We start from the raw sequence: 23,595 nt of genomic DNA on the forward strand, positions 1-23,595 counted from the left end.
ATCTTCGCACATCCGGCCACGGTCAGAGCCTAGGCCCTGGACCCGCCCTGGTTGGCGATCCGCGGCGGTCGAACGCCGGCGGGGCGCGCAGGCTCATAGCGCGGGCGCGGCGTTTCGGAAAGGGCTGGCGCCGTCGGCCGCACGGCGAACGCGCCAAGCGGCTCGATCGATCGTGCGCCGGCGCCATTGGGCCGGGCTCTCTCCGGCCAGGCGGCTGAATGTGCGGGAAAAATGCGACTGGTCGGCAAAGCCGCAGGCCAGGGCGATGTCACACAGCCGCCGATCTGTCGTGGCCATCAGTGTCTGGGCGTGCGCGACGCGTCTCTGGGCCAGGAATTGCAAGAACGGCGAGCCCAGGCTCTTGCTGAAGCTGCGTGAGAAATGGCTGGTGCTCAGGCGGGCCACGGCCGCAACGGTCGCCAGCGATATGCGCTCGGCCAGATGATCGTCGACATAGGCGCTCACGCGCTTGATTTGCCAGGGCGCAAGGCCGCCTATGTGGCGCTCCGGTTGCGGCGCGTCGCGTTCGATCTGCAGGCAGCTCGGACAGAGCGCCCGCTGGCCGCCGCTCAGGTCCGACAGGGCGCGCGGGATGAAATTGATGATCGCCCGGCCTTGAAGAGGGGCGAGATGGGCTAGGCTGTCCATGACCAGATTCCTGTGCGAACGACCCAGTCAATCCAGCCGTATTGCAGCCGCCAACCAAGTGAAGTGCTGTAAAAAGCCGTCCGTCGGCGGTTAAGGCCATGTCGGTTGTCCAAAGGCCAAGTCTGGCCGGCGGTTTTGGCCAGCAAGAGGAGGCCGCCAAGGGGCGCTCGGCGCTTGAACACCAAGGCGATGGTCGGCGAAGGTGTTTCCGCACCGCGCCTTTTGACCGTAATTAACTGGTGTTGTCGCTGGCCAGGCGGCATCCGCAAGAGGCAGCCAGCCGGGGCGATCCCGCCGCCAGGCTTGGCCCAGCGGAGTGGCCAGCATGATCGAGGTTGTTCAAGCATACGATCGCGTCCGGATCGCGGAGATCGCCTCGAACGACGCCCAAGCGCTCGAGCGAAAGCTCGCCCTGGCACACCAGCGGTTCACCGATCGCAAGGGCTGGCTGAAGCCGCATCAGCGCATCGCGGTGCTGCGGCGTCTGGCCGTGCTTATGGAGGGTCGGCGCGAGCATCTGGCGCTGCAGATCGCGCGGGAAGGGGGAAAACCTTATACCGACGCCCTGGTCGAAACCGACCGGGCGATCGACGGCGTGCGCAGCGCCGCCGAGATCATGCGCACGCGGGGCGGTCAGGAAATCCCCATGGGGCTGACGCCCGCCAGCGATAACCGCCGGGCCTGGACGATCCACGAGCCGATTGGGGTGGTGGCGGCGGTGTCGGCCTTCAACCATCCGCTCAACCTCGCCGTCCATCAGGTGATCCCCGCCATCGCCACGGGCTGTCCGATCATCATCAAGCCCGCCTCGGCCACCCCGTTGAGCGCTCTGGAACTGGTGGCGATGGCCCAGGAGGCCGGCATGCCCGAGGGGTGGGTGCAGTCGTTCACGCCCCAGGACCGCGGCCTGTCCGAAGCCCTGGTGACCGATCCTCGCGTGGCGTTCCTGAGCTTCATCGGCTCGGGCCGGGTGGGGTGGCAATTGCGCTCCAAGCTGGCGCCTGGCGCGCGCTGCGCCCTCGAGCACGGGGGCGTTGCGCCGCTCATCATCGACAAGAGCGCCGACCTGGACCGGCTGATCGAGCCGGTGGTCAAGGGCGGCTACTATCACGCGGGCCAGGTGTGCGTGTCGGTTCAGCGCATCTACGTCCACGCCGAGCTGGAGGCGGCGTTCGTCGAGCGCTTCGCCGCCCGGGTCGCGCAGCTACGGGTGGGCGATCCAACCTTGCCCGACACCGAGGTCGGGCCCCTGATCACGCCAACGGAGTCCGATCGGGTGGAGAGCTGGATCCAGGAGGCCGTATCGCAAGGCGCGCAACTGATCGGCGGCGGCCGGCTGAGCAGCACCACGCTGCGCCCGGCGATCCTGCGAACGCCGCCCCTGTCGGCCAAGGTCTCGACCGAAGAGGTCTTCGGCCCGCTGACCTGCGTCTATCCGTTCGAGCACCTGGACGACGCCATCGCGCAGGCCAACAGCCTGCCGGTCGCGTTCCAGTCGGCGATCTTCACCCAGGATATTTCGGTGGCGCTGGACGCGGCCGAACGGCTCGACGCGGCGGCGGTGATGATCAATGACCATACCGCCTTCCGCACCGACTGGATGCCGTTCGCCGGCCGGCGCTCGTCCGGCTACGGGGTGGGCGGCATTCCCTACACCATGACCGAAATGACCGCCGAGAAGATGATCGTCTTCAAGGCCTAGCCGTCGATCGGGGAGAACAGCCGTGGCCGATCCAGCGTTGTTCAGACCGCTGAGGATCCGCAATCTGGAGCTGAGAAACCGGATCGTCGTCGCGCCGATGAGCCAGTATTCGGTCCAAGACGGCTGCATGGCCGACTGGCACCTCATGCATCTTGGACAGCTGGCGCTTTCGGGCGCGGCGCTGCTGACGATCGAGGCGACAGCCGTCCTGCCCGAGGGCCGGATCACCTATGCCGACCCCGGGCTGTGGAACGACACGACCCAGTTGGCCATGGGGTGGACCCTCGAAAGCCTGCGCCGCTGGTCCGACATCCCGGTGATGCTCCAGCTCTCGCACGCCGGGCGCAAGGGCTCGACGGAAAAGCCCTGGAAAGGCGGCCATCAGCTGCCGCCGGGCGACCCGAACGGCTGGCCGACCTTGGCGCCCTCGGCGCTTGCCGCGCCAGGCCACGAGCTGGCGCCGGCGGCGCTGGATCGGGACGGCCTGAACCGTGTCGCCGAAGCCTTCGCGGCCGCCGCGGTCCGCGCCGGCCAAATCGGGCTGGACGGTTTGCAGCTGCATGCCGCCCACGGCTATCTGCTGCACCAGTTCCTGTCGCCGCTGTCCAACCAGCGTATCGACGCCTACGGCGGCTCCCTGGAAAATCGCATGCGCTTTCCGCTGGAGGTGTTCGATCGGGTCCGGGGGGCCTTTCCGGCCGATCGCCCGGTCAGCGTGCGCCTGTCGGCCACTGACTGGATCGAGGGCGGCTGGGATCTGGCCCAGACCCTGGAGCTGGCCAAGGCGCTCGAGGCGCGCGGCTGCGACGCCTTCAATGTCTCCAGTGGCGGGCTCGATCCGCGGCAGGTGATCCCGGTCGGTCCCAACTACCAGGTGCCGTTCGCGCGCGCGGTGAAGTCGGTGGTCAAGGCGCCCGTCATCGCCGTGGGCCTGATCACCGAGCCGCAACAGGCCGAGGCGATCATCGCCACCGGCGAGGCGGACATGGTCGCCCTGGCGAGGGGCATGCTCTACGATCCCAGATGGCCCTGGCGCGCGGCCGCCGAACTGGGTGGGACTGTGCGGGCGCCGGCGCAATATCTGCGCTGTGAGCCGCGCCGCGACCGCGGAATCTTCGAGCCCCTTTAAAGTTCCCACCCCGTGGTGAGGGAACCCCGGAGGCCTGAACCTCCGGGGCGGCGCCTCATTGCGCGGCGGTCTCGATCGCGGCGGCGACGGCGGCCGGTTGGGCGAGCATCGCCGCGTGGCTGCTCTTGACCTCGATGATCTTGGCTGAGGCGCGCTGGGCCATCTGACGCTGCGCCACGGGTGGGACGATCATATCGTTGACGGTGAGGACGTAGTAGGTCGGCTTGGACTTCCAGGCCGCCGTGGTCACCTTGGCCGTCAGCGCCGCCTGCCCCCAGGGCACTTGCGCGGCGGCCAGGAAGCGCGTGGTGGCGATGGGCACGTCCTGAGCAAATTGGCCAGGGAATTTGGTCTCGTCGAGCCTCAGGAAGCCGTCCTTGGCGACGATCGGCGGCGGGGTGGTGTTGGGCGGCGGATTGGCGCTGAGGCTCTCGACCGACTCGCCGACGTCGGGGGCGAAAGCGGCGATGTAGACCAGGGTGCGCACCTTGGGGTCGGCGCCGGCCTGGGTGATGACCATGCCGCCGTAGGAATGGCCGACCAGCACGACCGGGTTCTTGGCCGCGGCGATCGCGCGCTGGGTGGCGTTGACGTCGCCTTCCAGGGTTTCGGTCGAGTTTTGGACGACCAGGACCTCGTAGCCGTCGCTGGTGAGCTTGTCATAGACGGCCTTCCAGCCGGAGGCGTCGACGAAAGCGCCGTGGACGAGCACGATCGAGACCGGGGACTTAGGCGGGGCCGCGACGGCCACGGAATCGGTCGCGAAGGTCGCGAAGGTGGCGAGGGTCATCGCTGCGAGCGAGCGTATCATGGGATCAATCCTTCGAGCTGACGCCGGCCGCGAAGTCGACCATGGCGCGCGTCCGATGGTCCCGTCCCCAGGGCAATCTCGGTAGTAGGTTCTGGTTAAATCTGGCCATTGGCGGCGCGGCGCGGCGCGAGCACTGGCTGTGCGTTCCCCGCCGGGGCGAGCCTGGTGCGTGGGCGCACGATTCACTCGCCTTTACAGGACTTTACTGCGCTAGGCCGCGCCGCCGACCCTATCGTCGGGGACCAAGACACGCCCGAGCCGAGAGGACCGCCATGCCTGCCACCAACACCACGAACAGGGTGCACTTGCGACAGGTCGCCGTCGGCGAGGTCAGCGTCTTCTACCGCCAAGCGGGGGATCCGCTGGCCCCAGCGCTGCTGTTGCTGCACGGCTTTCCGTCCTCGTCCCACATGTTCCGGAACCTGATCCCGCGCCTGGCCGAGCGCTTCTTTGTGATCGCGCCGGATCTGCCGGGGTTTGGCTTCACGCAGGCGCCGCCACGCGAGACATTCGACTACAGCTTCGACGCCCTGACCCGGGTGATGGCCGACTTCACCGACGCCATCGGTCTTGAGCGCTACGGCCTCTACGTCTTCGACTACGGCGCCCCGGTCGGCTATCGCCTGGCCATGGCCCGACCCGATCGGGTCGCCGCCCTTATCTCCCAAAACGGCAACGCCTACGAGGAAGGTCTCAGCGATGGCTGGGGACCAACCCGCGCCTTCTGGGCCGATCCCTCGCCGGTCAATCGGGCGGCCATGCGCGAGATGTTCACCTTGGAGTCGGTTCGCTGGCAGTACGTCCAGGGCGCGCCCAATGAGCGCTTGGTCGCGCCGGAGACCTACTGGCTGGACCATGCATTGCTCTTGCGTCCAGGCAATCAGGAACTCCAGTTGGACCTGATCGCCGACTACGCCAGCAATGTCGCGCTCTATCCCAGCTTCCACGCCTATTTCCGGACCCATCAGCCGCCGCTGCTGGCGGTCTGGGGCGCGCGCGATCCGTTCTTCCTGCCGGCCGGCGCGGAGGCCTTTCGGCGCGACTTGCCCGACGCCGAAGTGCACTTCCTCGACACGGGACACTTTGCCCTGGAGACGCACCTGGACGAGATCGCCGGACGGATCGTGGCCTTCCTCGAGCGTCTGGCGGCGATCGGCCGGCCGGGCTGAAGCGCTCAGCTTTCCTCGATGTGGCGCTGCTGGTCGCTGCCGAGCGCCACCTCGGTGAAGTCCAGTTCCTCCTGCAGGATCAGGAAGGCGTCAGGCCCGACCTGGTGGGCGTTGCGCAATTCTTCCAGCCGTTCGCGCTGGCGCCGCGTCGCCGCCAGGCCCAGGGCGCGCCAGGTCTCCAGCCCGACGGAAGGATCGCTTGGCGGGGGCGCGGGGCGGCGAGCCTCCAGCGCGTAGCGCCAGTAGTCCGCGGCCGGGCACGACTCATGGGCCAGGCGGGCGAGCGCGGCCTCGGCCATGACCCCGCGCGTGCGTGTCAGTTCAGCGGGCAGGTCGGTCTCACCATCCAGCTTCAGCAGCCTGACGAGCGGCGCCAGGGTCAGGCCCTGGACGACCAAGGTGGCGAGCACCACGGCGAAGGCGGCCAGCACGATCAGGTCGCGTTGCGGAAAATCGATCGGCAAGGCGAAGGCGGTCGCCAGAGTCACCAGGCCGCGCATGCCGCACCAGCCGATCAGGATCCCTTGTGGCAAGGTGGCCGGCGCGATGTCGCCCCGCAGGACCGAAAAGCGCGCCGCCAGCCGGTTGTAGACGACAAGCCACGTCATCCGCACGGCGATCACGCAGAGCACGACCGCGCCGGCGAACAGGCCCGCCTCGACAAGCTTCTCCTTGGGCATGGCCGCCACGATGGTGCGCGCCTGCAGGCCCATCAGCAGAAACGCCAGGACATTGAGCAGGAAGACCGCCGCGTCCCAGACAGCGAAGCTGTGAATGCGAGACCTGGGCGGCGTCCTGAGCGCCGCCGTCCTGGCGATGGTCATGGCGAAGGCGACCAGGCACAGGATGGGCGACAGGCGCAGGCGTTCGGCGATGATCCACACGCCCAGCGTGCTGACGAACTCCATCAGGTTGCCACCCAACGTCCCGGTCACGAACGGATCGAGCCAGCGGAAGATTCGCGCCAGCACGATGCCCAGCACGATGCCGCCCGGCGCGGCCAAGGTCAGTTGCAGGGCTAGCGGCGCATCGATGGCGCCATGGGCGTGCACCGAGACGGCCGCGCTGAAGAGCAGGAGGGCCGAGGCGTCGTTGAGCAGGCTCTCGCCCTTCAGGACGGTCACCGATCGTCGCGGCATGTTGACCTGGCTTAGAACCGCCGTGGCCGCGGCCGCGTCCGGCGGCGCCACGATCGCGCCCAGCGCCAACGCCGCATAGAGCGGCAGGCCGACCATGACGACGCCAAGGGCGGTGACCGCGCCGGCGGTGAGGAGCACGGCGACGATCGCCAGGGCGATCAGCGGCCGCCAATAGCGGCGTATCGCCCCCAGGGGAAAGTCGAAGGCCGCGTCGACCAGCACCGGCGCGATGAACAGGGCCAGGGCGGTGTGGGGATCAAGGTGGATCCGGGGCGCGCCGGGCAAGAGCGCCAGCCCCACCCCGGCCGCCGCCAGCATGGCCGGATAGGGGGTGGCCACGCGGCGCGAGATCTGGAGCAGCACGATGGCGACGGCCAGCAGCGCCACCAGGCTTTCGAAGAAGCTCATGATCGACCTCCGGCCACGGGGGAGGCGCGCCGCGAGCGCGCGCCAAGACCCTGGTCAATGACGTCGGCCGCCGCCAGACCGCTCTCCCAGGCGCCGTGCGCGGTGGAGAAATCCGTGAGCGAGCAGGCTTCCCCGGCCAGGCAGAGCTGCTCGCTGATGGGACGCGCCAGGACCGCGCGCGCCGATGCATGGCCAGGAAGCGCGTGACTGTAGGAGCCGCCGATCGTGGGCTCCTGGCCCCAGGCCGTGGCGATGATCGGCGTGAGGCCCTGGACGAAGGTCGATCCGAACAGGCCCGCCAGCTCGTCCTTGACGAAGGCGATGGCCGCGGGCTTGCCTTCGGCTTCCAGGGCCTTGGCGTTGGCGCCGCCGAGGAAGCCCTCGATCAGGGGACGGCCCAGCGGACGTAGATAGTAGCTGCCGGTCGCCGCACGGTGTAGGTCGCCCATCAGGTGGGCCTCGGCCGGCAACCGGTGGGTCGCGTCGAGCGACAGGAAGACCTTGTTGGCCAGCCCCAGAGGCAACCGCGTCGCCGCTTGCAGGTGCTCATCGATCGACGGGGTGAACCGAATGGCGCCGGCGGCCAGCATCGCGCTTGACGCCGTGACGATCGCGGCGCGGGCGCGGATCGGACCGCGATCGGTCTCCAGGCTGATCTCATCGCCCTGGCTGACCGACAGCACCCTGGTGGAAAAAGCCCGCGGCAGGGGTGCGCCAAGCTCGGCGATGAATGCGCCATAGCCCATGGACAGGCGCCAGTTGGAGGCGCCGCCGGCATTCTCGTAGGCAAGGAAGTCGGCGACGGAGAGACGGTCGAGCTCCACGCCGTTTGCGAAGCTGCTGATCGCGTCGACGAAGGGCCGCCATCGATCGCGTCCGGCCAGGGCGTCGCTGGCCCGATCGCTCGCCGGCGGGGCGCGGCGCAGGCGATCGGCGAGGGCCGCGTAGGCCGCCCAGCCGTCGCCCTGGTCCTGGAGGGCGTTCAACGGCTCCGGGAGGCGGTGACGCCAGGCGCCGCGACCATGCTGAAGGACAAGGCCTTGGGCTTCGGCTTCTCGCGCCAAGGGGTTGCGGGCGGCCGAATGCAGCCAGTGGCAGCCCAAGTCCAGGGGCAGGCCGTCGAAAGCGATGGTGCGCGCCCGCCCGCCGAGCCGCGGCAAAGCCTCGACGACCAGCACCGAGCGACCCTTGGCCGTCAGGCGTCGCGCGGCCGCTATGCCGGCCGCGCCGCCGCCGATGACCGCCACGTCCAGCAGGTCGGCCACCGGTGGTCAGGCCGCGTCGATCGCGTGGCCGGTGACCGAGAGGCGCTCGGCCAGATCGGGGATGCGCGACAGGTAGTGCTGGAAGTGCGGGCTGGTGCGGTGGGCCACGACGGCGTCATCGTCGCGATAGAGCTCATCCAGGAAGAAGCGGCTGTCGTTGTCATGATCGCGCCACAGATCCCAGCGCAGGTTGCCGGGCTCCTGGCGGCTAGCGACCTGGAGGGTGCGCAGCAGCGCCTCCAGTTCGGCCTCCTTCTGCGGCTTGGCCGTCAGGATGGCGATGGTCTTGGCTTGGGCGCTCATGGGATCTGTCTCCTGGGTTCGTGGGCGGGCCCTTGAGCCGGGACGCCGCGACGGCGGGGGTCCAGGTCGGCCACGCATTGGGATCTCTCGCCGGTCGGCAAGGTCGGCCGGCCCGGGCCCGACAACACCTAGCGCGGGCATGAGCCGCGCCGCAATTAAGCGCGGTAAAAACTCGTGAAAGGCCTCAAAACCCTTGCTGGGTCGTGCTTGTAGCGAGTTTTCGACGTCCAGGCCGGGTGCGCGCGCTAACTGAAATTGACCCGGCTTTACTGGCGCGAACCCATGTTCCCTCATAAACCACGGGCGGCAATGCCAAGGCGCTCAACTGACGGGCGAAATGGGAGGCGGTCACGACCGGAGTTCAAGTGCTGGGCGAATTGACCGCCCCGTTGTCCCGCCGACCAGCCTCGCCCGAGCGCAGGCCGGCGACGGCTGGAGCCAGTGGAATGACCCCAGGCAAGCGCGTCAGAACTTCAGGCGACACCACCACCCTTGTCATGGGACAGGTCACCCATAGCTTGAACGCCGCCGTCGGCGCGGTCGTGCAGGAGCTCCTCGAGCGGATCGGTTGCCGGGTGTCGGTGGTCACGGGAGGCTATGACGAGATCTTCCTGTTGCTGGAGGAGGGGGCGATCGATCTGATGGCCGCCGTTTGGTTGCCGGACGCCCACGCCGATCTGTGGGCGCGCCACGGGGCCGGCGCCGAGGAGATCGCCTCGCTCTATGATGGCGCGCACTTCTTCTGGGCGGTTCCCGACTATGTCCCCCAGGACCTGGTCGCCACGATCGCGGATCTGAGCCAGCCGACCGTCATCGAGCGCATGACGCCCCTGATCCTGGCCAATGGACCTTCGACGGTCCTCAGTCTGAAATCCCAGGATGCCATGGCCGCCTACGGTCTGGACGCCGTCGGCTACCACTTCCGCTCCGGATCCCCAGGCGAATGGGTCGGCGCCTATGAGGCCGCCCTAGCCGAGCGCCGATGGTTCGTCTTTCCGACCTGGACGCCGCAGTTCCTCAATCGCGACGAGCGCCTGCGAACCCTGGCCGACCCGATCGGCGTACTTGGAGGACGCAACCATGGCGTCCTGGTCGCGCCGGCAGGACGCCTGGAGGCGATCTCGCCGCGGGCGCGCCAGATGCTGGCTCACCTGAAGATCGGTTTGGACGGCGTCACCGAGATGGATCGCCTGATCAATGTCGACAAGCGCACGCCCAAGAACGCGGCCTTGGCGTGGATGAGCGCCAACAGCCGCCGGGTCGAGGCTTGGCTGCGCGGCTGATTTTTGGCGTGGCCGGGGGCGCGGCGATTTTACCAGACTTTACGTCTTCCTACCGCTCCAGCGCCTCGGGCCGATGAATAGTACCGCTCAAGGCTCGGCGGCGCGGCGCGCCGCGCTCGGCCTGGATCCAGGAGGAAGGGCGAAGACCATGACCAAGAAACACACCGCGCGGTGCGCCTGCGGCGCCGTGAAGTTCGAGTTCGACACCGACCCCGACTTCATCGCCGTTTGCCATTGCCTGGACTGCAAGAAGGCCTCGGGCGGCGAGGCGGCGGTCTGGTTCGGCGTTCCGTCCGACGACTTCACCCTGACCAGCGGTCAAACCCAGGCCTTCGGCTACGTCGCCGATTCCGGGGGCAAGCTCGATCGCAACTTCTGCCCCACCTGCGGGGCGCGCCTCTACACCAGCAACCTGACGAGCTTCCCAGGCCTGACCTTCGTCCAGCTTGGCAGCCTCGATGATCCGACCGGCATCGAGCCCAAGCTCGAGATGTACGTCAAACGCCGGTTGCCCTGGGTCAAGCCGCTTGATCTTCCACAGTTCGAAGGCATGCCCAGCTGACAGGTCGGTTCGCCGATCCGCTCTCGAGACGAGCAGGCCCGCGGGGAAGCCGAGTCTTCACCACGGGCCTGGCGCTTTTACCCTGCCGACCGCCTACGGATCGATCGGCAGGGGCGCGGCGGTCGACACCAGGCCGTCTTCGCGCAGTTCACGCCAGAAGTCGTCCGGGATCTTGGCCGCCAAGGCGGCATGGTCCTCGACGATGCGCTCAGGCTTGCTCGCGCCTGGAATGACGGCGGCCGTGGCTGGATGGGCCAGGCAGAACTGCAGCGCCGCGGCCTTGATCGGAACCTGATGGCGGGCGCACAAGGCCTTGAGCTTCTCCAGCTTGGCGGCGATCTGCGGCGGCACCGCGCCATATTCGAAGTGCTTGCCGCCAGCCAGGACGCCCGAGCTGTAGGGGCCGCCGACCACGATATCCACGCCGCGCTTCTGCGCCGCCGGCATCAGGCGCTGCAACGCCCGTTCGTGATCGAGCAGCGTATAGCGCCCGGCCAGGAGCGTGCCGTCGGGGTCGGCCTCGGCCAGATCGAGCATGACCTCTACCGCCTCGACCCGGTTGACGCCCAGGCCCCAGCCCTTGATCACGCCCTCTTCGCGCAGCCGGGTCAGAGCCGGAAAGGCGCCAACGCGTGCGGCTTCGAACATCGACAGCCAGCGGTCGCCGTGGAAGTCCTGGGCCACGTCGTGGATCCAGACGAAGTCGATATGGTCCACGCCCAGGCGCTTGAGACTGTCCTCGATCGAGCGCTTGGCGCCGTCGGCCGAATAGTCGAGGGCGATCTTGTTGGCGCGCCCGTATTTGAAGATGTCGCCCTTTTCGCCCTGATCCCGGGCGGCGGGATCCTCCAGCTCGTCCAGGATCAACCGGCCGACCTTGGTGCTCAGGACGTATTCGCCGCGTGGGCGTCCAGAAAGCGCCTTGCCCAGCCGGATCTCCGACAGGCCCGCCCCGTAGAAGGGCGCGGTGTCGAAATAACGTGTTCCCGCCGCCCAAGCCGCGTCGACGGTGGCCAGGGCCTCGTCCTCGGCGATATCCCGGAACATGTTCCCCAGGGGCGCGGCGCCAAAGCCCAGGGGGCCGGCCAGCAGGGCTTGTCTAACTTTCATGGATCCCTCCACCGAATGCGACGCGATCGGAACGACGGCTGGACGTAAGGCTACGCCTAGGCGCGAAGGGGTGGGGGTTAAGGCTCGTAAAACCTGGTAGACGCCGATCGGCGATCAGCGCGTGACGATCCTGGGCCGGCGTAGGCGATCGAGAAGCTTGCGGGCCTGGACGTGGTCGCGCGATGCGTGGGCGAAGGCCAAGCGCCCGCAGGTCTCTTCCAGCAAAGTCACCGCCGAGGAGACGCGGCCCAGCTGCGTCCAGAGCTCGGCCAGGCTGGCGGCGGCGCGAAGCTCGAAGACGTGCGCGCCGATCGACGCGGCCGAGGCGATGGCCCGCTCCAGCGTCTGTTCGGCGTGCTCGGTCGCGCCATCGCGCTGCTCGACCAGCCCGCGCACGCGCAACACTTCGGACAGGCACCAGGCCTCTTCCTGAGCCTGGACCAGGGCCAGGGCGGTGTCGGCCGCGCCGCGGGCGACATCCAACCGTCCCTGGTCGAGCGCGGCTTGGACGAGCATGCTGGCGTAGATCGGCGCGCGCAGAAGGAAGTTGCTGGCCAGCAGCTCGTCGAGGGCCGCGACCATGGCGTCGACCCCGCCTTCGTCTCCTCGGGCGTGCTGGATGGCGCCGCCGAAAAATCGGCTGACCGGACCCCAAATGCCAATGTCGCGGTGATTGAAGTTGTCGATCAGCGTCTCCAGATGCGCCTGGGCCGCCTCCAGCTCGCCGTTCCAAAGCGTCACGGGCAGGGCCGCCAGCGCCAAGGCGTTGGAATGGGAGACCACATGCCCGGTCGACAGGGCTCCGGCCACGGCCGCCGCGGCCGCTTCGCTCGCCAGGACCGCCTCGCCGCGAACCCAGGCGACCGTCGCCAGCGAATTGCGGATCGCCACATAGCGGTCGAGCTGAAAACGGGCGATGCGCGAGCGGTGGCTGACCGTGGCGTGTTCGCGGGCGAGCCGCACGAACGTCTCATAGGCCGCATCGACCTGGCCGCAATAAAAGGCGGTCATGGCCCGCAGCCGTTCGCCGTCGGGCGCGGCCGAGCGATCGCTTTCGCCTTGGATCACTTCCTCGAAAGCTTCGAGCGTGACCAAGGCCTGGCGATGACGGCCGGTGAACGACTGAAGCACGGCCAAGCCCCACAGCGCACGCAGCTGATAGTCGATCGACCCGGTCGCCTGGGCGAGGGCCAGGCCCTCGCGCCAGGCTTCGTCGCCCTCCGGCGGCAGGCGCTCGGCGAAGGTCAGGCTCCAGGCGTAGGCCAGGATCAGCTTCATTCGCAGGCCCGGATCGCCATCGCCGTGGGACTCGGCGACCCGCAGGGCCCGGCGCACCCGCAAGCGGCTTTCCCCGACCAGCGACAGCTCGTCCCACAGCGGGATCGCCGCGGCGGTGAGCCAAAGTCCCAGCGCCGGCGACCCCTGGGCGCCGAAGGCCCAGTCGATCGCCTTGCGAAGGTCGTTGATGCGCGGGGCGTAGGCGGCGGTCCAATCCTCGACCAGCCGCCAGTGCCACTCCTGTTCGGCGCGCTCGAACACGCGCAGCAGGAAGGCGGCGTGACTGGCGAGGGCGGCGGGCTCCTCGCCAGCCTGGCGTAGGCGCTCGGCCGCGTAGGTCCTGGTGGCGTCCAGCAAGCGGTATTGCACCTTGCCGTCGGAGATGTTGGTCGACAGCAGGGACTTGGTCGCCAGATTGCCCACGCAGCGGGCGACGTCGTCGGTGGGGATGTCGAGCGGCAGTCCCAGCGCCAGGACGTCGTCCAGGCAGAACCTGCCGGCGAACACCGACAGCAGGCGCAGGACGGCTGCTTCGCGATCCGACAGCAGCCGATAGCTCCAGTCGAGCGTGGCCAGGAGGGTCTGATGGCGGGCGGGAGCGTTGCGCGGGCCATAGTTGAGCAGTTCAAAGCTCTGCTCGAGCAGGTGCAGCAGCGTGGCCGGATCTCGTGACGCCAAACGCGGCGCGGCCAGTTCGATGGCCAGGGCGATCCCGTCCAGCCGGCGGCAGATGTCGACGATGGCGGGGATGTCCGCGTCGGTCGGCGTAAAGCCGGTCGCCGCATTGGCGCGTGTCACGAACAGCGCGATCGCCGAATAGGCCAGAGCCTCGTCCCGGTCCAACCGCCGTTCCGCCAGGGGGCAGCGCAGCGGCGCCAGAAGGTGGACGGTCTCGAACTGCGAGCGCAACGGCTCGCGGCTGGTGGCCAGGACGCCGATGTCGGGCAACACCGAGCGGATGTGGTCGGCGACCATGCAGGTGGCGGCCAGCACATGTTCGCAATTGTCCAGGATCAGCAGCCGGCGCTGGCCGCGCAGCGCCTCGACGATCCCCGACAGCATGTCCGACAGATTGCCTCCCGCGCCCAGGGAAGACGCGATCGCCGGGCAGACTAGGCGCGCGTCGCCGATGGCGGCCAGATCCACAAAGCAGGCGCCGTCATCGAACTGATCGGCGACGTGGCGGGCGACGGCGACGGCGACGGAGGTCTTGCCGACCCCGGCCGGGCCGACGATCGTCAGAAAGCCGGTGGAGACCAGACGGGCCGATAGCTCGGCTATGTCTTCCTCGCGTCCGAACAGGTCATGGGGCGGCGGCAGGTTGTCCAGGCCGACCGGCGAGGCGATCACGGGGGGCTTCTGCTCCAGGTCGATCCTGACCGGCGCCACGAAGCGATAACCGCGTCCGGGGACGGTCACGATGTAGGGCAGCTCCGAGCGCGCCTGGGGCAGGGCCCGGCGCAGCGAGGCGATATTGACCTTCAGATTGCTCTCGTGGACGAACGTGCCGGGCCAGGCAAAGCCGATCAATTGCTCCTTGCTGACCAGCTCACCCTGACGCTCGACCAGGAGCTGAAGCAGATCCAGGGCGCGGGTCCCGATGCGCACCGGAAAGGCGCCTCGCAGTAGCAGCTGGCGCTGGGGAATGAGCCGATAGTCGCCGAAACTGTAGACCTTCTCGCCGGCTGCCGCGGCGAAGGCCTGGCCATCGGCCTGGGCGAATGGCGTCTCCAGCGTCACGACCTTGGTCATCAGCAAGTCTCGCGCGCGGCGTCGTCGCGCGCTTGGGCGCACAGGCCTTGGGCGCGCAGAACGTCAGGCCGCCGTGCGCGCTTGCAGACCGGCAGGGCGTGATCCCAGTCACCGCGATGCGCCGTGGTCCCCATGGGCGAGTCCTTGCTTCAAAACTTGCGTCAAAACCTCTCTAGTTAAGACGCTCGGGTGTGTGGCCGCCTCCAAGTTTCGGAGAAAGGTTTCCCGCTCCAGACCGAAAAATTCGATGACCAAGTGGACTACTGGCTGAATCGGTTCGGGAATTTTGGTTAAATCAGGTAAAATCCACGAGGGGCCAGGATCGCATCGTGCGCGCTTGGCGTCCGACGGCGTCAGAGGGGCGCCCCGCTACAGGACGTCCAAGTCGTGCCGCACCTTCGTCCGATCGACCAATGGTTCGTCGACCAGGTCTTGCCCCTGGAGCCGATGCTGCTGGCCTCTGCGCGCAAGCTGGTCGAGGACGCCGACGCCGCCCGGGATTTGGTGCAGGATGCGTTCATGCGCGTGCTGGCGGTGGAAGGTTGCGTCGCGATCGAGGCGCCTCATCCCTACATGCTGCGCATCATGAAGAACCTAGCGATCCAGAAGCTGCGTCGCGCGCGGATCGCGCGGTTCGAGCAGCTTTCCATGGTCGACGAGTTCGACCTCGTCGACGAGGCGCCCGACGCCTTCCAGGTCATCGCCGGGCGAGAACAGCTGGCGCGGTTCAAGGCGGCCTTGCGGGACCTGCCCGAGCGATGCCAGAGCGTGTTCGTCATGCGCCGCCTGGAGGAGCGCTCACCCCGGGAGATCGCCCAGCGCCTGGGCGTCAGTCCTTCGACTTTGGAAAAGCGGCTGGCGCGCGCCCATCATCTGATCGCTCGGGCCCTGGCCGCCACGCCAGCCCGCGTCCTTGACGACGATCGCGCCAGCGAGGCGTCGACCGTCCCCGCCAAGACCCGGAGCGTCCAATCGTCATAGAGGCGTCACACAGGTTGGAGGCGCTGGCCCGTTCAATCGTCTTGTCTTGTGGGGGCAGGTGAGAAAGGCGGCTCCAGGCGTGTTCGCAAACGATCCATCATCGAGTGGTCAGACGGACGACGCGGTCTTGCGCGAAGCGGCGCTATGGCTGGCGCGCGCCGATCTGGGGACGCTGGACGAGGTCGCGTTCGAGCGCTGGCGCGCCGATCCGCGTCACGCCCTGGCTTATCTGCGAGTCGTCGATGCGTCCGCGCGAACGGCCGCGGCCGTCACCGGTCAAGATGTGCGCTCGCCCCGGCGTAAGCTCGACGTCACGCGGCGAGCGGCGATGGCCCTGGGCCTTGGCGCCCTGTCGCTCGGCGGCGGCGTTCTGCTAGCGGGTCGGGTCAACGCCCGTAGCCGCGCCTCCACGCCCGTGGGCGGGTTGCGCAAGGTGGAGCTGCCGCGCACCGGGGCCCTGATCCTCAACACCGACAGCGCCGCGTCCTGGCGCAATGACCGCCAAGGCGCGCGGCTGTGGTTGGAACGGGGGGAGATCGCCCTGGACCTGGCCGACCAAGCCCCGCCGTTGCGGCTGACGGCGGGACAGGGCCACGCGCGATTGGCGCCAGGACGCTACAACGCGCGGCTTCGTCTGGGCCTTCTGGACCTGACGATCCTTCGCGGAGAGGCAAGGGTGGACGATCTGGACGAAGGTGGAGGCGCCGTCATTCGTGGTCCGCGCGCGGTTATGCTCATGTCGGGAAGGACCCTGGTCCGAGACGTGTCCTCCGAGGATCTCGCCGCGACCCAGGCTTGGCAGGGCGGCGACATCCTATTCGTGAACACGCCGCTGGCGGCGGCCGTCGAGGACTATAATCGCCACCTGCGGCGCAAGATCCTCATCGCCGATCCGGCCTTGGGCGACCTGCACGTGGGGGGACGTTTCACGGCGGCCGATCCTAGCGCCTTCCTCGAAGCCCTCCAGCTGGGTCTGGGAATCGAGGTGACGACATCGGAACAATCCGTCATCTTGTCGAAAAAACGTAGATAAATCCGTGCTGGGGAGCGCGCCGCATCGGCCGTCCTGGGGCGATGGGGGACGGGACGCGCTTGGCCATGAAACGCCACGCCGAGGGGCAAGGAGCTCGCGCCGGAGCATGGCGGCTCACGGCGCTGCTGACGTCGTCCATCCTCCTGTTGGAGCCAGCCGCGAGCCTAGCCGCGCCAAAGGCCTTCAACATTCCCCGTCGCACAATGGGAGAGGCGCTCAATCTCTTCGCCCAACAGGCTGGCGTTCAGATCTTCTTTCCCGGCGAGATGATCGCTGGTCGCCGGACGCCCGCCCTGCGCGGCGTCATGGAGCCGCGCGCGGCCCTGGACAGGCTTATCGCCGATGCGGGACTGACGGTGGTCAAGGACGATGGCCGGGTGATCGTCTTGCGGGTCGTTGCGACGCCTGATCGGGCAGGGGGCGCGGCACGCGATCCGGATCCGCCGCGATCGCGGGCGGCCAGGCCCAACAGCGACGCGGCCACGCCGCTCGAGGAGGTCATCGTCACCAGCGGACCGCGGGCGGGCGACCTGAAGCGAGACAGCGACACAGTCGTCAACACCATCACCCAGCTGGAAATCCAGCGCCTGCCCAACCTCGACATCTCCGACGTCCTGGCGCGCCTCCCGGGCATGCGGCGCAACGAGACCCAAAGCGGAGAGAACCGCTACGTCCAGATCCGTGGGCTCAACAATTCGGCGGCCTCCCAGTCGATCGATGGCGTGCTGCTGACCAACTACGCCAATCCCTCGCGCGCGACCCCGACCGAGCTTCTTCCAGCCTACTTCGTCAAGGACATCACCGTGACCTCGACGGTGACGCCGGATCTCGACGAGAACGCCAATTCCGCCCACGTGGCCATCACCACCATCAGCGGCCTGGACAACCAGGGCCGGCGGCTGGCCGATCTTCGGGCCTTCGTCGGCGACAACAATCGTTCGGGTGGCGCGCGAAGCACCGAGCGTCCTCTGCGGCTGGTCGGCGCCTGGAGGGGCGCGCTGGACGACGCGGGGCGTATCGGCCTGGCGCTCGGCGCCAGCCTCGACCATTTGGGTTCGCGCCAGGACGCCACGTCGTTGTCCGGCTACAACGCCGTCAATGGCGTGCTAGTCCCGTTTGGCGCCCTCACCCGAGGCGAGACCTACACCCGCACTCGGCGGCTTTCGGCCACGGCGCGGCTGGATATCCGGCCTGACGAGCGCCTGTCCATGTTCGCCGAATACTTCTTCCTCAATCACGACTTCACGACCGAGCAACGCCTGGCGGCGGTGACGGTCGCGACCGCTGACGCCTCCAATGCGACCGACGGCGCGGGTCGGTTTGGCGCGGGCGCGGCCAATTTCGGTTTCTATCGCACCGAGGCCGAAGCGACCGGGCAACTTGTCCAACTGGGCGGCGACTATCGGATCGGGCCAAGCGACACCCTTTCGGCGCGCTTGGGCGTGACGTTCAACCGGGCCATCACCGGCCGGGACGGCGGCGCCTTCGCGCAGGCGGCCAGCGTGTTCACGACGCCGATCGGCTATGTCTACAGCCACAACCTACTCGACTTCACGTCGGGCGGCGGTGGGGCCTCAAGCGATCCGGCCAACTATCGTCTGACCGGAAAGTTCGCGTTGGGCGATACGCTTCTGCGCGATCAGAACTATTTCGCCAGGGTCGACTACGCGCACAACATCGCGACCGCCGACCAAGGCCTGGGCGTCAAGTTGGGGGCGCAGTTGAAGACCTTGGACCGCAGCAACCTGCAGCGCGGCTACGCGCGCCTGGCGCCTGCGGAAGGGATTGCGCTGTCGGACGTCACCGACGCCCCGAGCCTGACCCTGTTTCGACCGATCGACTGGAAGCGCGACGCCTTCCTGGACCTGCTCAATCGGCGAGGCTCGCCAGCGCCCGACGCCAACGGCCTCTATGCGCTAGATCCCGCCGATGGCTACGGCCAGAACTTCAACGGTTCCGAGAGGGTCGGGGTCGGCTATGGGATCGTCTCGTACGGCGGCGCGCGCGGTCGTCTCTCGGCCGGGGTCCGCGCCGCTCACACCCATCGCGAACTCGATCAATACGAGCCCGATGCGGTCGGCCGTTATGTGCAGGCGCACTACGCCCAGGGCTATTGGCACGTTCTGCCCAGCGCCTACGGCGCGCTGGACGTGACCTCGAGATTGAAGCTGCGCGCGGCCTTCACCAAGACGCTGGAACGGCCTTCGGTCAATGCCGCCTCGCGTCGCTTGGTCATCAACTACGACACACCGATCACGCGGGTGATCACCTATAGCGACCCCTATCTGATGCCGATCCGGTCTAGCAATTTCGACGCCGCCGCCGAGTACTACTACGGCCGCGGCGCCTATTTTTCGCTGGGCTCCTTCAGCAAGGACCTGCGCGACATTCCCGCCGTGAGCAGCACTCAATCGATCGCCGCCGATGGCGTGAGAGAGGTCACCACCTATACGAAGAACGTTCGCGAGGTGAACGGTAAGAAGGTCTACGGCCGCATCAACGGCTTGGAGGTGGTCTGGGCGGACCCGAGCCTGCCCTACCTGCCCGATCGGTGGGGCAATCTTGGCCTGACCCTGTCCTACACCTACACGGACTACCGCATCACCGCGATCAATGGCGGCAATGGCCAGGCCGCCACTAACACCCGTCTCGTCGACGCCGCGCCACGGGACCTGTTCAACGCGTTCCTGGCCTACAACAAGGGGCCTTTCGCGGCCAACCTCTCAGCTCAGGAAATGTCTCCGCCGCCAGGCGCGGCCTACGACCCGGCCAATGACCGGCGCGCCAAATACGAATGGCTTGTCGACCTGCAGGCCAGTTGGCGCATCAGCGACGCGGCGCGGGTCCTGGTCGAGGGGCGCAACCTGTTCGACCAGGACATCACCGACCGCTACGGCGCCACCAACTATGGTCCGGCCTATCAGGTCCGGCACAACGGCCGCACGGTCTGGCTGGGCCTCCAGATGACGCTGTTCTGAGGGTGGCGGACCTGGCGACGGCGCGCCCTTGCGTACGCGCCGTCGCCAGGCGCGTTCTAGGCCTTGGCCAGGAAATTGCGGACCAGGGTGTTATAGGCGGCAGGCTGTTCGACCATGTTCATGTGCGAACAGCCTGGCATCACCACCATCTGGCGCCGCCCGGCGACGCCGTCGCGGATGGCCTCATGGCAATCGAGGGTGATCTCGTCGAACTCGCCGGTGACGATCAGGGTGTCCTGGGTGATCGCCTTCAAATCCTTTCGGCGGTCCCAGTCCTTCATCACGCCCGTGATCGTGAACTCGTTGGGTCCGTTCAACACCTTGTAGGCGATGGACTTGCCCAGGGCCTCGAACGACACCAAGGCGTCCGGCGTCGGGGCCACGCGCATCAGGTGGGCGTCATAGAAGGCCTGGACCAGGGCCGCGTATTCGGGCGTGCCCATCTTGCCCGTCTCCTCCATGCCGCGCAGCTTGCCGGCGAAGCCGTCGGGCATGGCGTCGATCAGACGATGGAAGCCGGCGACGGCCTGGGGAATGCTGGCCAAGGCGCCGCTGAGAACCAGCTTCTCGACCCCCTTGCCGCGACCCTGGCACAGATACTCAATGGCCAGGAGCGTGCCCCACGAGTGGCCATAGAGGATGACCTTGTCCAGGCCCAGCGCCCGCCGCACCGCCTCCAGCTCGTCGACCGAGCGCTGAATGGTGTAGAGGCTCTCGTCGGCCGGGGCGTCGGCCTTTCCGCAACCCAGCTGATCATAGAAGATCACCGGGCGCTCATCGGCCAGGGCCGCCATCGACAGCAGGTAGTTGTGGGCCGCGCCGGGGCCGCCGTGCAGGGTCAGCAGCGGCGTCTTGCCGCCCGCGCCGAACTTGCGCCAGTAGATCTTGCCGCCGGGAACGGCTGTGTAGCCCTCGGCTTGCGGGATGGCGGCGAACGCCCGGCCCGTCCCGCCGGCGGCGGCCAGGCCCGCGCCGATCATCGCCGCGCCCGCCTTGAGCGCCGTGCGGCGGGTCCAGTTTCCGGTCGTGGTCATGTCGTTACTCCTTGGTCACTGAGGCGCGGCTTGCCGCCGGAGGCGCTCTAGACCGAAGCGAGGCGGCGCGCGACGGCGTGAAGGCAGGATTCACCAGATTTTACCGGAGCGGGGGCGTGTGGTTGCGCGCGGTATCTCTAGTGGGAAAGATTCGATCTCTACGCCGCGCGCCAAGGGCCTATGCCTGGCTCGCGCCGGTCGATCCTGACCGGCGCGAGCCCTTTCGTCGTGCTGGACTGGCCGATCAGAAGGTCATCACCGCCCGGCCCAGGATGTCGCCGACACGCAGCCGGTCGATGTACTCGTTGATCTGCTCGAACTTGAACAGCTCGACGGTGTGTTTGATCTTGTCCTGCGCCGCCAACGCCATGATCTCCATCAGGTCGGCGTTGTTGCCCCAGAACGAGCCTTGGAAGGTCTGTTCGCGCGACACCCGTGGGAACAGCGGTACGTCGATCCGATCGCCGACCAGGCCCACGTCGACATAGTGGCCGCTGATCGACAGCAGGCTGAAGGCCAGCTGCATCATTTCCGGCGCGCCGGCGCAGTCGATGATCGCGTCGAGCTCGGGCTGGCCGACTGCTTGGTTCAGTTCCTTGGCGATGTCGGCGTGCGTCTTGTCGCCGACCGCGATCGTGTGCTCGACCCCGTATTGCTTGGCGATCGCCAGTTTGTCCTCGCTGCGGGCGAAGGCCACGACCTTGGCGCCGCCGCCCAGAAGTTGGGCGTACTGGACGGCGTACTGGCCAAGGCCGCCGACGCCGAACACGCCCAGCACCCGATCGGGGCCCAGGGCGCCGGCGTTGCGCAGTTTCTTGACGCCGCGATAGGGCGTCATGCCCGCGTCGGTCAGTGGGGCCAGTTGTTCGAACTTCAGATGTTTGGCGACCTTGATGACATAGCGCGCCGGAACAGGGATGAACTCGGCGAACCCGCCCCACTTGCCAAAGCCCGGCCAGCGCACGTTCGGACAGATCTGGGTGTTGCCGACCGCGCAATGGCGGCAGGTGCCATCGCCCCAGCCCGGAGCGACCACCACGTGGTCGCCTTCCTCGAACGCGCCCTTGGGGACAGCGCCGCCCAGCTGGTGGACAACCCCGGTGATCTCGTGGCCGACGATGATCGGCGGCGGAATGTCCGCGTAGGGGCGGAAGTAGCCGTCGATCAACTGGACGTCCGAGCGGCACATGCCGCAGGCCTTGACCTGGACCAGGACCTCGTCGGCGGCGATCTCGGGGACCGGAACGTCGTCCAGGACGAGCGGCTTGCCGTATTCGAGCAGTCGGGCGGCTTTCATGGACATCTCCTTATGAAGAACGGGAACCAGGGGGGACAGGCTAGGCCCCGGGCGCTCAGTCGCTTTGGCCTTGGCGTCGGACGGGCCGAGGCCGACGTCCCGCGCCAGGCATGGCGCAAGCGCCCGTTGCCAGGAGAAGGCTAGCAACGGGCCGGGTTGGCGGGGGTCAAAAGGGGTAAAAGATCGCGGCCAGGCCCCGGGCCTGGGTGAACAACGGTAAATCCCGTCGCGTCTTGGCCCACCGGAAGGCCTGCGCCATTTGACCGCGATTAACAGGTCGGGCGCGCCCAGCCGGACTAGCCTTCTCCTGGTCGTCACGCCTCAGGGGGCGCAGAGCGCGACCATCGGCGCGATTTTCGCGCGTCGATCGCAAGTCGAGCCCCGCCCCGTGCGCCGCGGCCGTGGCCGCTCGCGGCTGCGAAGGAGACCAGGATGCCCAGAACGTTCCAGACCCTCACCCTCGACGACGCCAGGACGATGCTGGTGGCCGCAGAGGCGAAGGCCGCGACCTTCGGCCTGCCTTACAATATCGCCGTCGTCGACGCAGGCGGCCACCTGATCGCCTTCGTGCGCCAGGACGGCGCGTTGATCGGCAGCATCGATCTGGCCATCGACAAGGCCATGACCGCGCGGATTTTCGACAAGCCTACCGACCTGTTGGCCGAATTGGCCGCGCCGGGCCGCCCCCTGTTTGGGATCGACCAGAGCAATGGCGGCAAGGTGGTGATCTTCGGCGGCGGGCTGCCCGTCACGGTGGAAGACGCGGTCATCGGCGCGGTGGGCGCCAGCGCCGGATCCGTCGAACAGGACATCGCCGTCGCCCGGGCCGCCGTGGACGCACTGTCGGCGTCTCTCGCCTAGAGCGGATAACGGGAACCCTACCATGCACGCGCACGCCAAACCCCGTCTCAAGCGAAGGATCGCCGATGGCCTGGACCTGTCCGCGGTCGGGCTTTCGCTGCTGTGCATGCTGCATTGCCTGGCGGTTCCGGCCCTGGCCCTGACGCTGCCGGCTCTGGGCGCCCTGGCCAACGCCGAATGGGTTCATCTGGCGCTGCTGGTGGTCGCCGCGCCCATCGCGCTTATCGTGTTCGTCGACCTTCGCGCGCGCAGCCCTCGTCACGGGTGGATGTTGGGCTCTGGCGCTCGCCGGGCTGGCGCTGATGCTGGCGGGCGCGCTCGAATTTCCCAATCGCGATTGGGACCGGCCGCTGACCTTGGTGGGTGGGGTGGCTCTGGCATGCGCGCATTTGGCCAACTGGCGGCGACTGCACGCCCTGTCGCATCGCCTAGGCGGGAGCTGACGATGGAACCTCAGGCGCCTCACCTGACCTATGTGCTGGAGGGCCGCGACGTCGTCGCCGAGCCCGACACTCGGCGCTGGGACGACTGGATGCGGGCGGCCCGCTCGCGCGACGGCCTCGTCGTCGAGCGCACCCGGATGACGCCGGGCCTGGCGGTCGTGACGCTCTTCATGGGCATCGATCACAATCTGGTCGCGCCCACTGACGACGGGCCTGCGAAGGTCTTCGAGACCATGGTCCTGAGGGATGGCGAGATCGGCGATCAGAGACTTTATGCGACCTGGGAGGCCGCCGCCCTTGGCCATCGCCAAGTCGTCGCGGCGCTACGAGCCGAGGCCTGGCTCTAGATACGACCACGCCGGGACGAATACGCTGGATTTGTGCAAGTCCGCGCGGAGGCCCCTGGTGT

20 protein-coding genes are annotated in these 23,595 nt (G+C 67.9%); 10 read left to right on the forward strand and 10 right to left on the reverse strand.

Annotated features, from left to right (window positions below; genetic code table 11):
- Positions 1–93: 93 nt before the first annotated feature.
- Positions 94–648: a helix-turn-helix domain-containing protein gene (locus G3M62_RS07795; RefSeq protein ID WP_165186025.1), complete on the reverse strand. Its 555-nt coding sequence runs from the start codon at positions 646–648 to the stop codon at positions 94–96.
- 325 nt (positions 649–973) lie between these two features.
- Between G3M62_RS07795 and G3M62_RS07800 the strand changes: the two genes are divergently transcribed.
- Together G3M62_RS07800 and G3M62_RS07805 are read left to right on the forward strand one after the other, a co-directional pair.
- Positions 974–2,350, forward strand: a complete 1,377-nt coding sequence (locus tag G3M62_RS07800; RefSeq protein ID WP_165186026.1) for an aldehyde dehydrogenase family protein — start codon at positions 974–976, stop codon at positions 2,348–2,350.
- A 22-nt stretch (positions 2,351–2,372) separates the two neighbouring features.
- Positions 2,373–3,479 carry an NADH:flavin oxidoreductase/NADH oxidase gene (locus tag G3M62_RS07805; protein WP_165186028.1) on the forward strand — a complete coding sequence of 369 codons (1,107 nt, stop codon included), beginning with the start codon at positions 2,373–2,375 and terminating at the stop codon, positions 3,477–3,479.
- A gap of 55 nt (positions 3,480–3,534) precedes the next feature.
- Here the strand turns inward: G3M62_RS07805 and G3M62_RS07810 are convergent, their stop codons facing one another.
- Positions 3,535–4,290: an alpha/beta hydrolase gene (locus tag G3M62_RS07810; RefSeq protein WP_165186030.1), complete on the reverse strand. Its 756-nt coding sequence runs from the start codon at positions 4,288–4,290 to the stop codon at positions 3,535–3,537.
- A gap of 272 nt (positions 4,291–4,562) precedes the next feature.
- Between G3M62_RS07810 and G3M62_RS07815 the strand changes: the two genes are divergently transcribed.
- The gene (locus G3M62_RS07815; protein ID WP_165186031.1) at positions 4,563–5,459 is read left to right on the forward strand and encodes an alpha/beta fold hydrolase; all 897 of its coding nucleotides are present in this window, start codon (positions 4,563–4,565) and stop codon (positions 5,457–5,459) included.
- 5 nt (positions 5,460–5,464) lie between these two features.
- Here the strand turns inward: G3M62_RS07815 and G3M62_RS07820 are convergent, their stop codons facing one another.
- Genes G3M62_RS07820 through G3M62_RS07830 form a run of 3 tightly spaced genes read right to left on the reverse strand, consistent with a single transcriptional unit; the run spans position 5,465 to position 8,574 of the window.
- The gene (locus G3M62_RS07820) at positions 5,465–7,006 is read right to left on the reverse strand and encodes a cation:proton antiporter (protein WP_165186033.1); all 1,542 of its coding nucleotides are present in this window, start codon (positions 7,004–7,006) and stop codon (positions 5,465–5,467) included.
- Positions 7,003–8,271: a flavin monoamine oxidase family protein gene (locus G3M62_RS07825; protein WP_205691956.1), complete on the reverse strand. Its 1,269-nt coding sequence runs from the start codon at positions 8,269–8,271 to the stop codon at positions 7,003–7,005. Before G3M62_RS07825 ends, G3M62_RS07820 begins: the two co-directional genes overlap by 4 nt.
- A gap of 6 nt (positions 8,272–8,277) precedes the next feature.
- A complete protein-coding gene (locus G3M62_RS07830) occupies positions 8,278–8,574 on the reverse strand; it encodes a putative quinol monooxygenase (RefSeq protein WP_165186034.1) in 297 nt (98 codons plus the stop codon).
- A gap of 446 nt (positions 8,575–9,020) precedes the next feature.
- Between G3M62_RS07830 and G3M62_RS07835 the strand changes: the two genes are divergently transcribed.
- Positions 9,021–9,857: a glycine betaine ABC transporter substrate-binding protein gene (locus G3M62_RS07835; RefSeq protein WP_165186036.1), complete on the forward strand. Its 837-nt coding sequence runs from the start codon at positions 9,021–9,023 to the stop codon at positions 9,855–9,857.
- Between the two features lie 148 nt (positions 9,858–10,005).
- Entirely contained in the window at positions 10,006–10,419 is a 414-nt protein-coding gene (locus tag G3M62_RS07840; RefSeq protein WP_165186037.1) for a GFA family protein, read from the forward strand.
- Between the two features lie 93 nt (positions 10,420–10,512).
- On the opposite strand, the gene G3M62_RS07845 is transcribed toward G3M62_RS07840, so the two are convergent.
- The 3 genes from G3M62_RS07845 to G3M62_RS26755 all read right to left on the reverse strand — a co-directional run bounded on the left by G3M62_RS07845 (position 10,513) and on the right by G3M62_RS26755 (position 14,693).
- Positions 10,513–11,529: an aldo/keto reductase gene (locus G3M62_RS07845; RefSeq protein ID WP_165186039.1), complete on the reverse strand. Its 1,017-nt coding sequence runs from the start codon at positions 11,527–11,529 to the stop codon at positions 10,513–10,515.
- A gap of 114 nt (positions 11,530–11,643) precedes the next feature.
- On the reverse strand, positions 11,644–14,559 hold the full coding sequence (locus tag G3M62_RS07850) for an ATP-binding protein (protein ID WP_165186041.1): 2,916 nt from the start codon (positions 14,557–14,559) through the stop codon (positions 11,644–11,646).
- Complete coding sequence (locus G3M62_RS26755; RefSeq protein ID WP_281360092.1) at positions 14,559–14,693, reverse strand: hypothetical protein; 135 nt, start codon at positions 14,691–14,693, stop codon at positions 14,559–14,561. Before G3M62_RS26755 ends, G3M62_RS07850 begins: the two co-directional genes overlap by 1 nt.
- A gap of 253 nt (positions 14,694–14,946) precedes the next feature.
- Here G3M62_RS26755 and G3M62_RS07855 point away from each other — a divergent pair, with 253 nt between their 5' ends.
- The 3 genes from G3M62_RS07855 (at position 14,947) to G3M62_RS07865 (ending at position 19,551) form a co-directional block, all read left to right on the forward strand.
- A complete protein-coding gene (locus tag G3M62_RS07855) occupies positions 14,947–15,540 on the forward strand; it encodes an RNA polymerase sigma factor (RefSeq protein WP_165186042.1) in 594 nt (197 codons plus the stop codon).
- 46 nt (positions 15,541–15,586) lie between these two features.
- Complete coding sequence (locus tag G3M62_RS07860) at positions 15,587–16,573, forward strand: FecR family protein (protein WP_165186044.1); 987 nt, start codon at positions 15,587–15,589, stop codon at positions 16,571–16,573.
- A gap of 203 nt (positions 16,574–16,776) precedes the next feature.
- Positions 16,777–19,551: a TonB-dependent receptor gene (locus G3M62_RS07865; RefSeq protein ID WP_343037660.1), complete on the forward strand. Its 2,775-nt coding sequence runs from the start codon at positions 16,777–16,779 to the stop codon at positions 19,549–19,551.
- Between the two features lie 56 nt (positions 19,552–19,607).
- Here the strand turns inward: G3M62_RS07865 and G3M62_RS07870 are convergent, their stop codons facing one another.
- Together G3M62_RS07870 and G3M62_RS07875 are read right to left on the reverse strand one after the other, a co-directional pair.
- Positions 19,608–20,585, reverse strand: coding sequence for a proline iminopeptidase-family hydrolase (locus G3M62_RS07870; protein ID WP_165186047.1), 978 nt, complete (start codon positions 20,583–20,585; stop codon positions 19,608–19,610).
- 244 nt (positions 20,586–20,829) lie between these two features.
- The gene (locus G3M62_RS07875; protein WP_165186048.1) at positions 20,830–21,882 is read right to left on the reverse strand and encodes an NAD(P)-dependent alcohol dehydrogenase; all 1,053 of its coding nucleotides are present in this window, start codon (positions 21,880–21,882) and stop codon (positions 20,830–20,832) included.
- Between the two features lie 432 nt (positions 21,883–22,314).
- Here G3M62_RS07875 and G3M62_RS07880 point away from each other — a divergent pair, with 432 nt between their 5' ends.
- Positions 22,315–22,743 carry a GlcG/HbpS family heme-binding protein gene (locus G3M62_RS07880; RefSeq protein WP_165186050.1) on the forward strand — a complete coding sequence of 143 codons (429 nt, stop codon included), beginning with the start codon at positions 22,315–22,317 and terminating at the stop codon, positions 22,741–22,743.
- A 22-nt stretch (positions 22,744–22,765) separates the two neighbouring features.
- On the forward strand, positions 22,766–23,533 hold the full coding sequence (locus G3M62_RS07885; RefSeq protein WP_165186052.1) for a MerC domain-containing protein: 768 nt from the start codon (positions 22,766–22,768) through the stop codon (positions 23,531–23,533).
- Positions 23,534–23,595 lie beyond the last annotated feature (62 nt).

Source organism: Caulobacter soli (assembly GCF_011045195.1).
In the GTDB taxonomy this organism is placed as follows: domain Bacteria; phylum Pseudomonadota; class Alphaproteobacteria; order Caulobacterales; family Caulobacteraceae; genus Caulobacter; species Caulobacter soli.